Source organism: Actinotignum timonense, from assembly GCF_900155575.1.
GTDB lineage: Bacteria > Actinomycetota > Actinomycetes > Actinomycetales > Actinomycetaceae > Actinotignum > Actinotignum timonense.
In genome coordinates this window covers 1,309,345-1,325,139 of record NZ_LT706966.1, presented here as the reverse complement: position 1 = coordinate 1,325,139, position 15,795 = coordinate 1,309,345, and the positions used below count along the sequence as shown (strand labels likewise).

The window sequence follows — 15,795 nt, the reverse complement described above, 5'->3', positions numbered from 1 at the left end:
CATGAAAGCAGCAGTAGTCAATTCTGTGGGCGGTGGGTTCACCATCGAAGATATCGAAATTGCCGAACCCATCGGGCGCGAGGTACTTTTCGACGTCAAGGCTTCCGGCCTGTGCCGCTCGGATCTCACGCTCTCCACCACCAATTTCGGTTTCCCCTTCCCGCAGGTGCTCGGGCACGAAGCCGCCGGCGTGGTTACTGCCGTAGGCCCGGACGTGAAGGAAATCAAGGTGGGTGACCACGTGGTTGCCTCCCTCATCCAGTATTGCGGACACTGCCGGGCCTGCCGCGAATCACGCATGTACGAATGCGAATTCCCGGAGGAAACACTACGCGGCCCAGACGAAGCCCCGCGGCTGAGCCGGAAAGGCGAACCGATTTTCCAAACCTACGGCATTGCCGGCTTTGCGGAGCAGGCGCTCGTGCACGAACACCAGATCGCGAAGATCAACCCGGACATGCCTTTCCCGCAGGCCTGCGTGATCGGCTGCGCGGTCATTACTGGCGCGGGCGCGGCTCTCAATACCGCGCGGGTACGCCCCGGTGACACCGTGGCGGTGGTGGGCTTGGGCGGAGTGGGCCTGAGCATCGTCAACGGCGCCCGCATTGCCGGGGCCAGCCGGATTATCGGGGTGGATACCAACCCGGAGAAGGAAGAATTCGGAAAGAAATTCGGGATGACCCACTTCGTGAACGCGGGCGACCGGGATGTTATCGAGCAGATCTTCGCCGCGACCGAGGGGCGCGGGGTGGATAAGTCCTTCGAGGCTCTCGGCATCGTGCCCACGATGGAGACGGCCATCGCCGCCACCCGCCAGGGTGGGGACGTGTACGTAGCCGGGGTCTTCAAGCCGGAGATGGAGTGGACCATTAATCCGCTCAACGAATTCTTCGTGCACCGGCGCCATATCCACGCGGTGTACATGGGGAATACCGATATTAAGACCGATATTCCCCAGTACGTGGAGTTCTACCAGCAGGGCCGCCTCCACCTGGATGACCTTGTCGCCACGGAAATTGCCCTTGATGATATCGACGCCACCTATAAGGCGATGGTGGATCATCACGCCGGGATTGGGCGCGTGGTTATCACGTCCTTCTAGCGGGTGGGCCGCGCGGCGGCGTGCTAGAGCAAAGCCGCGAGTTCAGCCAGGGGGAACTCCCCCACATCCACGGTGAAAGCGCCGGCATTGCGGGCCGCGGCCAGCCCCGGCCCGGAATCCTCGAAAGCGAGGCAGCTCTCAATAGGAACGCCAAGGCGCTGCGCACCCAGGAGGTACGGGGCGGGATTCGGTTTACCGGGGACGTCATCATCCCCGGTAACCGCCGCCTCCAGCCTGCTTCCCGGCCCGGCCAGGAAGATTTCCACCGGGCGGCCCGGGGTGGCCGTAACAAGTGCCTGCGGGATGCCGGCCGCGGAGAAAGCATCGAGGAGCTCAGCCGCCCCGTCAATAAGTTCCGCATCGGCCATATGATCGGCCATGGCCCTTAGCACCTCAGCAAACATTTTCCAGGGGTCCACTTCTCCCCCGCCGCGGCGTACCGCGGCCATCATGCGCCGCCCGTGCGCAATCGTATCCGCACCGCGGATCGCCAGCACATCCTCATCGGTCCAGATTCCACCGTGGGAACGCACCACATTTCCAGATACCCGGGCCCATTCCTCTTCAGAATCCACCAGGGTGCCGTCCATATCCCAGAGTACCGCGGCCGGAGCGACAGATCCCGCCGAGCCTGCAGCACCCACCGCTGCCGGGGCTGCGTTTCCTGCTGCCGGGGCAACGCTGCCCGCCATATCACCGGGAAACCCGATTTTCTTATACACGTCCTCAAGAGCCATAGCGCCACTCTGCCAAGTTCTGCGTCGTCGTGCAAATATACGACGGCGCGCAAGCATCCCCGCGCGGTTGCGCATCGCGCAGCGGCGCACCTGTACGGCACGCAAGCATCAAGCGTAACGGCGCACCGCACAGCGCCCCTAACACCCACGCATAACAAAGGGACCCTAGCGCAGTGCTAGGGTCCCTTCCCGCCTCGCGGCGGACGTTTTGCTCAGTTACCCGGTGACCGGGTAGCTGCGCCCAGATGCATCAAAGTTACTTGATGATCTTGGTGACGCGCCCTGAACCAACGGTGTGGCCGCCCTCGCGAATAGCGAAGCCGAGGCCTTCTTCCATGGCGATGGGCTGGATGAGCTCAACCGACATCTCGGTGTTGTCGCCGGGCATAACCATCTCGGTGCCTTCAGGCAGCGTGATGACGCCGGTGACGTCCGTGGTGCGGAAGTAGAACTGCGGGCGGTAGTTGGAGAAGAACGGGTTGTGACGGCCGCCTTCTTCCTTCTTCAGCACGTAGACCTGAGCTTCGAACTGGGTGTGCGGGGTGATGGTGCCGGGCTTGGCCACAACCTGGCCGCGCTCAACATCTTCACGCTTGGTACCGCGGAGCAGCAGACCGCAGTTTTCGCCGGCTTCGGCGTAGTCCATCTGCTTGTGGAACATTTCGATACCGGTGACGGTGGTCTTCTGGGTATCGCGGATACCGAGAATTTCCACTTCCTCGTTGAGGTTGAGGATACCGCGCTCCACACGGCCGGTGACCACGGTGCCACGACCGGTAATGGTGAAGACGTCCTCAATCGGCATGAGGAACGGCTTATCGGTGTCACGCACCGGATCCTCGAAGTAGTTGTCCACCTGGTCCATGAGCTCTTCGATGGAAGCAACCCACTTCGGATCGCCTTCCAGCGCCTTGAGAGCGGAGATCTTCACGACCGGGAGGTCATCGCCCGGGTACTCCTGGGAGGACAGAAGTTCACGAACTTCCATTTCCACGAGTTCGAGCAGCTCTTCGTCGTCAACCATATCGGACTTGTTGAGAGCAACGATGATCTGGGGCACGCCAACCTGACGGGCGAGCAGCACGTGCTCGCGGGTCTGGGCCATCGGGCCGTCGGTCGCCGCAACCACGAGGATCGCGCCGTCCATCTGGGCCGCACCGGTGATCATGTTCTTGATGTAGTCCGCGTGGCCGGGGGCGTCAACGTGTGCGTAGTGACGCTTCTCGGTCTGGTATTCCACGTGGGACACGTTGATGGTAATACCGCGCTGGCGCTCTTCGGGAGCGTTGTCAACCTGATCGAACGGGGTGTACTCGTTCAGATCCGGGTACTTATCCGACAGAACCTTGGTGATAGCAGCGGTCGTGGTCGTCTTTCCGTGATCGACGTGACCGATGGTGCCAATGTTCATATGCGGCTTGGACTTATCGTACTTGGCCTTCGCCACTGGGCCCTCCTGGGACTCTAGAAATTACTTACAGCTATGTGGATGATGCTCGCGCATAATCCGGTCTGTTCCGAACAGTTACCTATTGTAAACGAAACCGGCGACTATTCACCACGAGATTCCGCGATGATCTGTTCCGCAACGGCCTTCGGGACTTCGGCGTAGGAATCCATCTGCATGGAATACACCGCGCGCCCCTGGGTCTTCGACCGCAGGTCACCAACGTAGCCGAACATTTCGCTCAGCGGCACGTTGGCGCGCACGATCTTGACGCCCGTCGCATCCTCCATGGACTTGATCATACCGCGCCGGGAGTTCAGGTCGCCGATAACGTCGCCCATGTACTCTTCCGGGGTGCGGACTTCCACGTCCATGATGGGCTCCAGGAGCACCGGGTTGGCGCGGCGTGCGCCTTCCTTGAACACCTGGTTACCCGCGATCTTGAACGCCAGCTCCGAGGAGTCGACGTCGTGATAAGCGCCGTCTTCCAGGGTGGCCTTGACGCCCACCACCGGGAACCCGGCGAGGACACCATTCTGCATGGCTTCCTGGATACCCTGATCAACAGACGGGATGTATTCACGCGGAACGCGACCACCGGTCACGGCGTTGACAAATTCGTAAGTATCGCCGTCTTCGTTGGAGTCAAGCGGCTCAAACGTGACGATGACACGCGCGAACTGGCCCGAACCACCCGTCTGCTTCTTATGGGTGTATTCGACGCTATCGACCTTCTTGCGGATCGTCTCGCGGTAGGCAACCATCGGAGCACCGACGTTCGCATCAACCTTGAACTCACGCTTCATACGGTCGACGAGGATATCGAGGTGGAGTTCGCCCATACCGCCGATAACGGTCTGGCCGGTTTCCTCATCCTGACGAACCGTGAAGGTCGGATCCTCTTCCGCGAGCTTCTGAATAGCCACGGAAAGCTTTTCTTGGTCACCCTTCGACTTCGGCTCAATCGCCACGTGAATCACGGGCTCCGGGAAGGACATGGACTCAAGAATAATCGGGGCGTCCTGGGCGCAGAGGGTATCACCGGTGGTGGTATCCTTCAGCCCAATGAACGCGTAAATATGCCCGGCATGCGCTTCTTCAACAGGGTTTTCCTTATTGGAGTGCATCTGGAACATCTTGCCCACGCGCTCCTTGCGGCCCTTGACCGAGTTGAGCACCTGGGTGCCGGCCGAAACCTTACCGGAGTACACGCGGATGTAGGTGAGCTTGCCGTAGAAGGGGTGCACCGCAATCTTGAAGGCCAGCGCGGAGAACGGTTCGTTCTCGCTCGGGTGGCGTTCTTCGGTTTCGCCGTCTTCTTCGTGACCCGGCTTGAAGCCCTTGATAGCGGGAACGTCAATCGGGGCGGGCAGGAAGTTCACCACGCCGTCCAGCGCGGGCTGAATACCCTTGTTCTTGTAAGCCGAACCGGCGTACACGGGGTAGATTTCCGAGGCGATGGTGCGGATACGCAGACCCTTGATCATATCCTCGGTGCTCAGCTCGCCGTCCTCGAGGTACTTCTCCATGAGTTCATCGGAGGCTTCGGCGGCATCTTCCATGGCGGCCATACGCAGTTCTTCGGCCTTGGCCTGCAGTTCCGCGGGGATATCCTCTTCCACCACCACGGCGCCCCAGGTGTCATTACCCTGGGCGTCCTTTTCGGGGAAGCGGATGGCCTTCATCTTGAGGACATCCACCACGCCGGAGAAGTCATTCTCCGCGCCGATCGGGAAGGTGATGACAGTCGGGTGGGCGCCGAGGCGGTCCCGAATGGTCTGGACGGAGAAGTCGAAGTTAGCCCCCAACTTATCCATCTTGTTGATGAGGCAAATACGCGGCACATGGTACTTATCAGCCTGACGCCACACGGTTTCCGACTGCGGCTCCACGCCTTCCTTACCGTCGAACACCGCGATGGCGCCGTCCAGCACGCGCAGGGACCGCTCCACTTCCACGGTGAAATCAACGTGGCCGGGGGTGTCGATGATATTGAACTGCGTACCCTTCCAGAACGCGGTCACAGCGGCAGACGTAATCGTAATGCCGCGTTCCTTTTCCTGTTCCATCCAGTCGGTCGTCGAGGCGCCGTCATGGGTTTCACCCAGCTTGTGGTTGATGCCGGTGTAGAGCAGGATGCGTTCGGTGGTCGTTGTTTTGCCGGCATCGATGTGCGCCATGATGCCGATATTGCGAACCTTGGAAAGGTCCGTAAGCACTTCTTGTGCCACTTTTCGCTCTCTTCTATATCGCGGGTCAGATAACCCTGGTGATTACCAGCGGTAGTGGGCGAAGGCCTTATTGGCTTCCGCCATGCGGTGGGTATCCTCGCGGCGCTTCACAGCACCACCAAGGCCGTTGGAGGCATCGAGGATTTCGTTGAGGAGACGTTCCGTCATGGTGTTTTCGCGGCGCTGGCGCGCGAATTCCACCAGCCAGCGCAGGCCGAGGGCCGTGGAACGGCCAGCCTTGACTTCCACCGGCACCTGGTAGGTGGCGCCACCAACACGGCGGGAACGCACTTCCAGCTGCGGACGAATGTTATCCATAGCGCGCTTGAGAACCGCCAGGGCATCCTGCCCGGACTTTTCCGCCACGCCTTCCATCGCACCGTAGACGATGGACTGCGCCAGGGACTTCTTGCCATCCACGAGCACGCGGTTGACCAGCTGGGTCACCAGCTGGGAATTGTAAACCGGATCGCTAACCAGCGGACGCTTCTTAACCGGACCCTTACGAGGCATTACTTCTTCTCCTTCTTGGCGCCGTAACGGGAACGAGCCTGGTTGCGGCTCTTCACGCCCTGGGTGTCAAGGGCGCCGCGGACGATCTTGTACCGCACACCGGGGAGGTCCTTCACGCCACCGCCGCGAACGAGGACAATGGAGTGTTCCTGCAGGTTGTGACCTTCACCGGGAATGTACGCCGTCACTTCGATGCCGGAGGACAAGCGAACACGGGCAACCTTACGGAGCGCAGAGTTCGGTTTCTTGGGGGTGGTGGTGAACACGCGGGTGCACACCCCACGACGCTGGGGGCTCCCCTTAAGCGCCGGGCGCTTAGGAGCGCGCTTCTTCTTCGCGCGGCCCTCGCGGACCAGCTGCTGAATTGTAGGCACTACTTCTCCTGATAGACAGATGAATATTATAACGTTTGCCAAATCTGCCCGAACGCACACCGCTCATTACGGGACGGCCGAGGGCCGCCACAACAGACCCGCAAACAGGCAACCTAAACAAGAATAGCGGTTAATGCGAGGAGCCGTCAAAGCTTCGCGGGCTGAGGTGTTAGGAAACACACGGGCTGCGGGCCCACCCGGGCCGTTTTTCTGCGCCGCGTTTCTTTTTACGACGACGCCGCAGCGGGGCGGCCACACCGTGGCCGCCCCGCTGGGAACTCCCCCGCTACCGGGGAACTTATTTAGGAGAACATTCCGTAGCCGGCTCCGAGATCGAACTCTTGGAAGTCGGTATACGGGAAGGTGTCATCGAACATGTCGAAATCGGTGGCGGCAAAGCCATTGTTCTTTTCGAACTCCACCCGAGCTTCGGCAGTCGGTTCGATCTTGGCCGAGCGCATCGTCTCCAGGCCGGTACCGGCCGGGATGAGCTTACCAAGGATAACGTTTTCCTTCAGGCCCTCGAGCGGATCGGACTTGGAATTGAGTGCAGCCTCGGTGAGGACGCGGGTGGTCTCCTGGAAGGAGGCCGCCGAGAGCCAGGAATCCGTGGCCAGGGAGGCCTTGGTAATACCCATGAGCTCGGGGCGCCCGGAGGCGGGCTTGCCACCTTCGGCCATCGCCGCGCGGTTCTCATCTTCAAAGCGCGCCACATCCACGAGTTCGCCCGGGAGCAGCTTCGTGGTTCCCGCTTCCAGCACGGTAATGCGGCGCAGCATCTGGCGCACGATGACCTCGATGTGCTTGTCGTGGATTTCCACGCCCTGGGAGCGGTACACCGCCTGCACTTCGGAAACGATATGTTCCTGAGCCACCCGGCGCCCGGAAATACGCAGCACCTTCTTGGGGTCCACGCTACCTTCCACGAGCTGCTGACCAACATTGACGTGGCCGCCTTCGGGAACGAAGAGCTTGGCTCGCTTGGAGACCTGGTAGACAAGGTCCTCTTCGGCGTCGTCGCGCTGAATAATGAGGCGACGTACGCGCTCCCCATCCTCGATCTGGAGGATGCCGGCCGCTTCCGCGATCGGGGCCTCGCCCTTCGGGGTACGGGCTTCGAAGAGTTCCTGCACACGGGGAAGACCCTGGGTGATGTCGTCCGCGGAGGCCGAACCACCGGTGTGGAAGGTACGCATCGTCAGCTGGGTACCCGGTTCACCAATGGACTGGGCGGCCACGATACCCACCGCTTCGCCGATATCCACGAGCTTGCCGGTGGCCATGGAGCGGCCGTAGCACTTGGCGCAGGTACCGGTGCGCGACTGGCAGGTCAGCACGGAACGCACCGAAACCTGGGTCACGCCATTCTCAATGAGATGCTCGATAATCGCATCGCCCAGATCGGTTCCGGCAGCCGCCAGCACTTCGCCATCCTCGGATACAACGTCCTTCGCGAGGGTGCGAGCGTACACGGAAGTATCCAGCTGCGGATCGGGAATGAGGGTGCCGTCGGCGCCCTTCTCCGCGATGGTCTTGGTCAGGCCGCGGCTGGTCCCGCAATCGGATTCGCGCACGATAACATCCTGCGCCACGTCCACGAGGCGGCGGGTAAGGTACCCGGAATCGGCGGTACGCAAGGCGGTATCCGCCAGGCCCTTGCGGGCGCCGTGGGTCGCCACGAAGTATTCCAAAACCGAGAGGCCCTCGCGGTAATTCGAGGTAATCGGGCGGGGAATAATCGCGCCCTTCGGGTCGGCCACCAGGCCGCGCATACCCGCGATCTGGCGGACCTGTTCCCAGTTACCGCGCGCCCCGGAGGACACCATTCGGTTCACGGTGTTATCCGCGGTGAAGTTTTCGCGCATCTCCACGGCAATCGCGTCCGTCACTTCCGACCAGAGGTCCACGAGGTCGCGGCGGCGATCCTCGTCCTCGATACGGCCGGTGAGGAACTGGTTTTCGATAACCGCGGCCTTCTTTTCGGCTTCCGCCAGAATTTCCGGCTTCGATTCGGGTACGACGACGTCCGATACCGCAATGGTGGCGCCGCTGCGCCCGGCCCAGTAGAAACCAGCTGATTTCAGGGCGTCCAGCGAGGCGGCCACGTAGACCTTCTCGTAGCGTTCGGCCAGGCGATTGACGATCCCGCCGAGCACCTTCTTATCGACGGTCTCATTGACGTAGGGGAAGTCCACCGGGAGCGAATCATTAAAGATCGCGCGGCCCAGGGTGGTTTCCAGCAGCAGCCGGTCGCCTTCTTCGAAGTTCTCCGGGGCCTTCCAGCCGCGCGGGGGAACAACGTCCGCTTCGAAACGAATCTTCACCTTCGCATTGAGGTCAAGACTGCCCATGTCATAGGCCATCTGCGCTTCATCAATGGAGGTGAAGTAGCGGCCTTCCCCGGTGGCGCCGTCGACCTGAGATGTCAGGTAGAACAGCCCGATCACCATGTCCTGCGAAGGCATGGTCACGGGGCGCCCGTCGGAGGGCTTGAGGATGTTATTCGAGGAGAGCATGAGGATGCGCGCCTCGGCCTGGGCTTCCACGGAAAGCGGGAGGTGCACGGCCATCTGGTCGCCGTCGAAGTCCGCGTTGAAGGCGGAGCACACCAGCGGGTGCAGGCGGATCGCCTTGCCTTCAATCATGAGCGGCTCGAAAGCCTGAATGCCCAGGCGGTGCAGGGTAGGTGCGCGGTTGAGGAGCACCGGGTGCTCGCGCATAACCTCTTCGAGAACGTCCCATACTTCGGGGCGCTGGCGGTCGATGAAACGCTTGGACGCCTTGATATTCTTGGCGATTTCCAGGTCCACCAGGCGCTTTTGCACGAAGGGCTTGAACAGTTCGAGGGCCATCACACGCGGCAGCCCGCACTGGTGCAGCTTCATGGTCGGGCCCACCACGATCACGGAGCGGCCCGAGTAGTCCACGCGCTTACCCAGGAGGTTCTGGCGGAAGCGGCCCTGCTTGCCCTTGAGCATATCGGAGAGCGACTTGAGGGGGCGGTTGCCCGCGCCCTGCACCGGGCGCCCGCGCCGGCCGTTATCGAAGAGCGCGTCCACGGATTCCTGGAGCATGCGCTTTTCGTTATTGACCATGATCTCCGGGGCGCCCAGGTCCAGCATGCGCTTGAGGCGGTTATTCCGGTTGATCACGCGGCGGTAGAGGTCGTTGAGATCGGAGGTCGCGAAGCGGCCACCGTCCAGCTGCACCATGGGGCGCAGGTCCGGCGGGATCACCGGGAGGGCATCAAGCACCATCGATTCGGGCTTGGTATCCGAGTGCAGGAAGGCGTTGACCACCTTGATGCGCTTGAGGGCGCGAGCCTTGCGCTGGGCGGTACCCGATTCGATGACCTCCACGAGGCGGTCATGTTCGGCCTGCAGATCGAAGGAACGCAGCCGGGCCTGGATCGCTTCCGCACCGCGGGCGGCCTTGAAGTAGTCGCCGTAGTGCGCGTCCATTTCGCGGTAGAGGTCTTCATCGCCTTCCAGATCCCCCACCTTGAGCTTGGTGAAGCGATCCCACATGGTTTCCAGGCGCTCGAGTTCGCGATCCGTATTCTTGCGGATCTTGGCGAGGTCGTTATCGGCCGCGCGCTTGATCTTCTGCTTCTGGGAATCGGTCGCGCCATCTTCTTCGGCCTGCGCGAGCTCCTTTTCGAGCTCCTGCTGGCGGCTTTCGAGGGCAACATCCCGGTTCTTTTCCAGGGCGCGGCGCTCCAGTTCGTATTCGGACTGGAGGGTGGGCATATCTGCGCGGCGGGCTTCTTCATCAACTTCGGTCACCATATAGGCGGCGAAGTAGATGACCTTTTCGAGGTCCTTGGGGGCTACGTCCAGGAGGTAGCCCAGGCGCGAGGGCACGCCCTTGAAGTACCAAATATGGGTGACGGGAGCGGCGAGCTCAATATGGCCCATCCGTTCGCGCCGCACCTTCGAGCGGGTGACTTCCACGCCGCAGCGTTCGCAGACGATGCCCTTGAACCGCGGCCGCTTGTACTTACCGCAGGCACATTCCCAATCGCGGGTGGGCCCGAAGATCTGTTCGCCGAACAGGCCGTCCTTTTCCGGCTTGAGGGTGCGGTAGTTGATAGTTTCCGGCTTCTTCACCTCACCGTGCGACCAGGCACGGATATCATCCGAGGTTGCCAGACCAATGTGGAGCTGGTCAAAACGATTAACGTCGAGCAAGATTCCTACTTCCGATGTTGTGCGCCACTAAGAAGATTTGAGATTTTAGAAGTCGGCTCCGGTGGACAGATCCTCCAGACCGGTCTGCAGCACGGGCTCCTCCGGGCCGGCCGCAGCGCGCATGCGATCTTCTTCTGCATCCTGGAGGTCAATGACCTGACCGGATGCATCGAGAGCTGCCACATTCAGGCACAGCGACCGCATTTCCTGCATAAGAACCTTGAAGGATTCCGGAATACCAGCTTCGGGGACGTTATCGCCCTTGACGATGGCTTCGTACACCTTGACGCGGCCCACGGTGTCGTCGGACTTGATCGTGAGCATTTCCTGCAGGGTGTGTGCGGCACCGTAAGCTTCCAGGGCCCACACTTCCATTTCACCGAAGCGCTGGCCGCCGAATTGTGCCTTACCGCCCAGGGGCTGCTGGGTCACCATCGAGTACGGACCGGTGGACCGGGCGTGGATCTTATCATCCACGAGGTGGTGCAGCTTGAGCATGTACATGTAGCCAACCGAGACCGGATCCGGGAAGGGATCGCCGGTGCGCCCGTCGAAGAGCCGGGCCTTGCCGAAGCGATTGACCAGGGTGTGGCCTTCCGCATCCGGGAGGGTGGACTGGAGCAGTCCGTCCAGCTCATCGGCCTGGAGGCCGTCGAATACCGGGGTGGCAACCCGGGTACCCGGGGCGGCCTTGACGGTATCTTCGGGCAGGCGCAGGGCCCATTCTTCACCCGCTTCCCGGGCGGCGCTGGCATCCCACCCGCGGGAAGCCACCCAACCCAGGTGCAGTTCGTACACCTGGCCGAGGTTCATGCGGCCGGGAACGCCCAGCGGGTTGAGGATGATATCAACCGGGGTGCCGTCTTCCATGAAGGGCATATCTTCCACCGGAAGAATGCGGGAGATAACGCCCTTATTTCCGTGGCGGCCGGCCATCTTATCGCCCACCGTGATCTTGCGGCGCTGGGCGATGTACACGCGAACGGTCTCATTAACATCCGAGGGCAGTTCGTCGTTATTTTCCTTATCGAACTGGCGGATATCGATGACGATGCCGGATTCGCCGTGCGGGACGCGCAGCGAGGTATCGCGAACTTCCTTGGCCTTCTCCCCGAAGATGGCGCGCAGCAGGCGCTCTTCGCTGGTGAGTTCGGTTTCCCCCTTGGGGGTAATCTTGCCCACGATGATATCGCCGGCGCGCACTTCCGCACCGATGCGAATAATCCCGTGATCATCGAGATGCGAAAGCATTTCCTCAGACACATTGGGGATATCGCGGGTGATTTCCTCCGGGCCGAGCTTGGTATCACGCGCATCGACCTCGTGTTCCTCGATGTGGATCGAGGTGAGGAGGTCATCGCGCACGCAGCGCTCGGAGAGGATGATGGCGTCTTCGTAGTTGTAGCCATTCCAGGACATGAAGGCCACGAGCAAGTTCTGCCCCAGCGCGAGTTCGCCACCTTCGGTAGCTGCGCCGTCGGCAATAAGAGTTCCCGCTTCCAGGCGGTCCCCAGCGGAAACGACCACGCGCTGGTTAATGCAGTTGCCGGGGTTGGAACGTTCGAACTTGGACATCTTGTAGATGACGTGGCGGCCGTCGTCCTGTTCCACGTGCACGGCGTCGGCATCCACTTCGGTGACCACGCCGGGGGCCGCGGCCACCGTCACGTCACCGGAGTCAACCGCGCAACGCATCTCCCAGCCGGTTCCCACGTACGGGGAAACCGGGCGGATGAGCGGCACGGCCTGGCGCTGCATATTCGCACCCATGAGGGCGCGGTTGGCATCGTCGTGCTCGAGGAAGGGAATCATGCCGGTACCGATGGAAACCATCTGGCGCGCGGACACGTCCATGTAATCGATTTCGTCCACCGGAACGAGGGCCGGTTCGCCGCCCGGAACGCGCACGAGCGCTTCTTCTTCCAGGAAGTGGCCGTCCGCGTCGATGGGCGCTTCGGCCTGGGCGATATTGTGGTTATCTTCGTCCCCGGCCTGGAGGTAATCGATCTCGTTCGTGACCCGGCCATCGACCACGCGCCGGTAGGGCGTTTCGATGAAGCCGAAGGAATTGATCTGCGCGAAGGAGGCCAGCGAACCGATGAGGCCGATGTTCGGACCTTCCGGAGTTTCGATGGGGCACATGCGCCCGTAATGCGAGGGGTGCACGTCGCGCACTTCCATGCCCGCGCGATCACGGGACAGACCGCCCGGGCCGAGGGCCGAGAGGCGGCGCTTGTGGGTCAGGCCCGCCAGCGGGTTGTTCTGATCCATGAACTGCGAAAGCTGGGACGTTCCGAAGAACTCCTTAATCGCGGCGACAATCGGGCGGATATTGATGAGCGAGGAGGGCGTAATCGCTTCCACTTCCTGAGTGGTCATGCGTTCGCGCACCATCCGGTCCAGGCGCGCCAAACCGGTGCGGACCTGGTTCTGGATGAGCTCACCGACCGCGCGCACGCGCCGGTTGGAGAAGTTGTCAATATCATCGGTGCTCACGCGCACCGGGGTGGCACCTTCGGCGCACAGGATGGTCGGGAATTCGCCGTCCTCCCCCATGCGATCCATGCCCTGGTGGAGGGCAAGCAGGTAGCGCAGCGCCGCGGTGATATCCGTGAGCGTGAGCTGGCGAGCGGTGTTATCCTCCGGCAGGCCCAGCTTCTTGTTGATCTTGTAGCGCCCCACCTTCGCGGTGTCGTACCGCTTGGGGTTGAAGTAGAAGTTATTGAGCAGGGTACGGCCCGCTTCCGCTGTGGGCGGTTCACCCGGGCGCAGCTTGCGGTAGAGATCCTGCAGGGCTTCTTCCTGGTTGTGGACGGTGTCCTTTTCCAGGGTGTCAATGAGGATGGGGAATTCGGAGAAGGTTTCGCGAATTTCCGATTCCGTCATGCCCAGGGCCTTGAGGAATACGGTCACGGACTGCTTACGCTTGCGGTCCACGCGCACGCCCACCGCATCGCGCTTATCGATTTCGAATTCCAGCCAGGCGCCGCGGGAGGGAATCACCTTGGTGTTGTAAATATCCTTATCGGAGGTCTTATCCGCGGTGCGCTCGAAGTACACGCCCGGGGAACGCACCAGCTGGGACACCACTACACGCTCGGTACCGTTCACGATGAAGGTACCGCGGTCCGTCATGAGCGGGAAGTCGCCAATGAAGGTGGTCTGCGACTTGATTTCGCCCGTTTCGTAGTTCTGGAATTCCGCGGTGACGTACAGGGGGGCCGAGTAGGTGAGATCGCGTTCGCGGCATTCGAGGATGGAGTACTTCGGTTCCTCGAGATGCGGGGCGGAGAGCACCAGGCCCATGGTTTGCGCGGCATTTTCGATCGGGGAAATTTCTTCGAAGATTTCTTCGAGCCCGGACTGAACGCCGGGGTTTTCCGCGACCCATTTATCCGAGCCGATCAGCCAACCGAAACTATCGGTTTGGAGGCCGAGCAAATTCGGCACTTGCAGTGGTTCATGGATTTTCGCGAAAGATACGCGGTCAACAACCGGCTTGCCGTTATGTGCAGCGAGCGAGTATGTGCGCGAAGCAGCCAAAGTGGATCCTTCCCTGACGAATCTGGCAGAAGGACAATCCAGTCACCCTCACCGAAAACCGCGATATCACGCCGAAAAGCGCTGCGGAGGTGATCAAGGGCATAGGAGTGTCAACGCAAGTTTCTACACTACACGTTTTAACGGCAAGAACCAAGACCCCAGGCCTATGCGAGGGGTCACACATAGGGATACCAGCGCTTGGCGGTGCCGGTATCTCATCTGAACTTCATCGTCCGAAAGTACTTTCGCACAAGAACGGCGTACATGCAAGTGCGGGCGCGCCGGGGCGCCGGGGCGCGGGGCGTTCGCGCAGGTCTGCGGGTGCGTGCGTATGTGGCGCGGCCCGGGCCGGGTGGCGAGCTTGCGTGCGCCGGGGCGCCGTTGCTCGGGGCGTTCCGGTAGCACGACGACGCCGCAGTCCCGCGTGGTCACCTCCTCTAGCGCAAGCGTTTTTCGAGGGTCACCTCGGCGCAGTAGCCTTCAAACCCGTGGGCGGTGTACAGCCGGCCGGCCCCGGTGGAACTATGGGTATCCACGTCCAGCCCTACGGTGGCATACCCGGCCCGTGCCGCATTGGTGATGACCCGGTCCACAAGCTGGCCGCCCACCCCGCGCCCGCGCACGGCCCGCAGCGAGCCGAGATATTCGATATAGAGCTCGGTGCCGTAGTCATTGGCGAGCGCGTAGCCCACTACCGCGCCGGTTTCTTCGCTGAGCGCCACGACGGAGCAGTCCAGGCGCATGCGCCACCCGGTGAGGAAGGAGTGCCAGGATGCGGCCTCGTAATCGTAACGCCCGTAGTGGTCACGGAAAGCTTCGGCGTGGGCGAGGCGCAGCGGTTCTTCGTCGGCGAGGGTGGGGGCGCGGAAGGTCACGCCGTCGATGTGGACGGTAGGGATTTGCGCGGCCGGGCGGCGCATCACTTCGTATTTGCGGGTGAGGCGGTAGCCGAGCTCTCCCAGCGCCGCGTTGGTTTCTTCTGCGTCATCATCGCGCGCTACCTGCACCGACAGCCCGGAATAGCGGGTTTCGGAGCGTTCGGCGAGTCCGATGGCGAGCTGCTCGCAGCGGCTGAGGAGTTCGGGGAGGTACGTGAGGTCCGGGCAGGCATAGCCGATATAAATATCGAGGTCATCATCTTGGTCGACGTCGCCCATCGTGGATACGGTGGCTCCGGCGAGGAGGTGATCGCCGCGGTACAGCGCGAGGGTTTCAGTGGCCGGATCGACCTCAGGATTGGCGAGGAAATCGCGCAGATCGCGCTCCGTGGCGGAGTGGAGCAGAGAAGGATCCGCGGCGCCCAGCGCGGCCCACGCAGGAATATCGCTCGGGGTGAGGGGGCGCCAACTCAGGGCTTCGCTTGAGCGCTGGTTCGGGCTTTGCTCCGGGGTCTGACTCGGGCTCTTCTTTGAGCCCGGGTTCAGGGTTTGCTCCTGGGGCGATTCGGAGCTCTGGTTTAAGCACGATTCGGGGCTGTGATTCGTCGTTGTTTCCTGCGTCATCTTCACGTTCGTCTTCGTTATCATCGTTGAGTTTGTATCCGGGCTCGTTTCCGGGGCGTTTCCGGGCTCGTCCCGGCTCGTTTCCGGGGCGAGCTGGTATCCGTTTCCGGCCCTGCCTCGGGCCTCGCATCCGCCTGTGCGCCGATGCTCACCCGT

General features: G+C 61.7%; 9 protein-coding genes. 1 reads left to right on the top strand and 8 read right to left on the bottom strand.

The annotated features are described in order from the left end of the window. The first annotated feature begins 1 nt into the window (after position 1). The gene (locus CZ322_RS05510; RefSeq protein WP_087070537.1) at positions 2-1,102 is read left to right on the top strand and encodes a zinc-binding dehydrogenase; all 1,101 of its coding nucleotides are present in this window, start codon (positions 2-4) and stop codon (positions 1,100-1,102) included. A gap of 23 nt (positions 1,103-1,125) precedes the next feature. On the opposite strand, the gene CZ322_RS05505 is transcribed toward CZ322_RS05510, so the two are convergent. The 8 genes from CZ322_RS05505 to CZ322_RS05470 all read right to left on the bottom strand — a co-directional run bounded on the left by CZ322_RS05505 (position 1,126) and on the right by CZ322_RS05470 (position 15,663). Beyond that, a complete protein-coding gene (locus CZ322_RS05505; protein WP_159455007.1) occupies positions 1,126-1,839 on the bottom strand; it encodes an HAD family hydrolase in 714 nt (237 codons plus the stop codon). 256 nt (positions 1,840-2,095) lie between these two features. Then, positions 2,096-3,286: an elongation factor Tu gene (gene tuf / locus CZ322_RS05500; RefSeq protein ID WP_087070535.1), complete on the bottom strand. Its 1,191-nt coding sequence runs from the start codon at positions 3,284-3,286 to the stop codon at positions 2,096-2,098. 104 nt (positions 3,287-3,390) lie between these two features. After that, positions 3,391-5,517, bottom strand: coding sequence for an elongation factor G (fusA, locus tag CZ322_RS05495; protein WP_026428289.1), 2,127 nt, complete (start codon positions 5,515-5,517; stop codon positions 3,391-3,393). A 42-nt stretch (positions 5,518-5,559) separates the two neighbouring features. Further along, entirely contained in the window at positions 5,560-6,030 is a 471-nt protein-coding gene (gene rpsG / locus CZ322_RS05490; RefSeq protein WP_016443110.1) for a 30S ribosomal protein S7, read from the bottom strand. Further along, positions 6,030-6,404 carry a 30S ribosomal protein S12 gene (gene rpsL / locus CZ322_RS05485; protein ID WP_016443111.1) on the bottom strand — a complete coding sequence of 125 codons (375 nt, stop codon included), beginning with the start codon at positions 6,402-6,404 and terminating at the stop codon, positions 6,030-6,032. Before rpsL ends, rpsG begins: the two co-directional genes overlap by 1 nt. A 302-nt stretch (positions 6,405-6,706) precedes the next feature. Further along, positions 6,707-10,594 carry a DNA-directed RNA polymerase subunit beta' gene (locus CZ322_RS05480; RefSeq protein ID WP_087070534.1) on the bottom strand — a complete coding sequence of 1,296 codons (3,888 nt, stop codon included), beginning with the start codon at positions 10,592-10,594 and terminating at the stop codon, positions 6,707-6,709. A gap of 45 nt (positions 10,595-10,639) precedes the next feature. Further along, positions 10,640-14,137, bottom strand: a complete 3,498-nt coding sequence (gene rpoB / locus CZ322_RS05475) for a DNA-directed RNA polymerase subunit beta (RefSeq protein ID WP_026428291.1) — start codon at positions 14,135-14,137, stop codon at positions 10,640-10,642. A 437-nt stretch (positions 14,138-14,574) separates the two neighbouring features. Then, on the bottom strand, positions 14,575-15,663 hold the full coding sequence (locus tag CZ322_RS05470) for a GNAT family N-acetyltransferase (protein WP_159455006.1): 1,089 nt from the start codon (positions 15,661-15,663) through the stop codon (positions 14,575-14,577). Between the last annotated feature and the right edge of the window lie 132 nt (positions 15,664-15,795).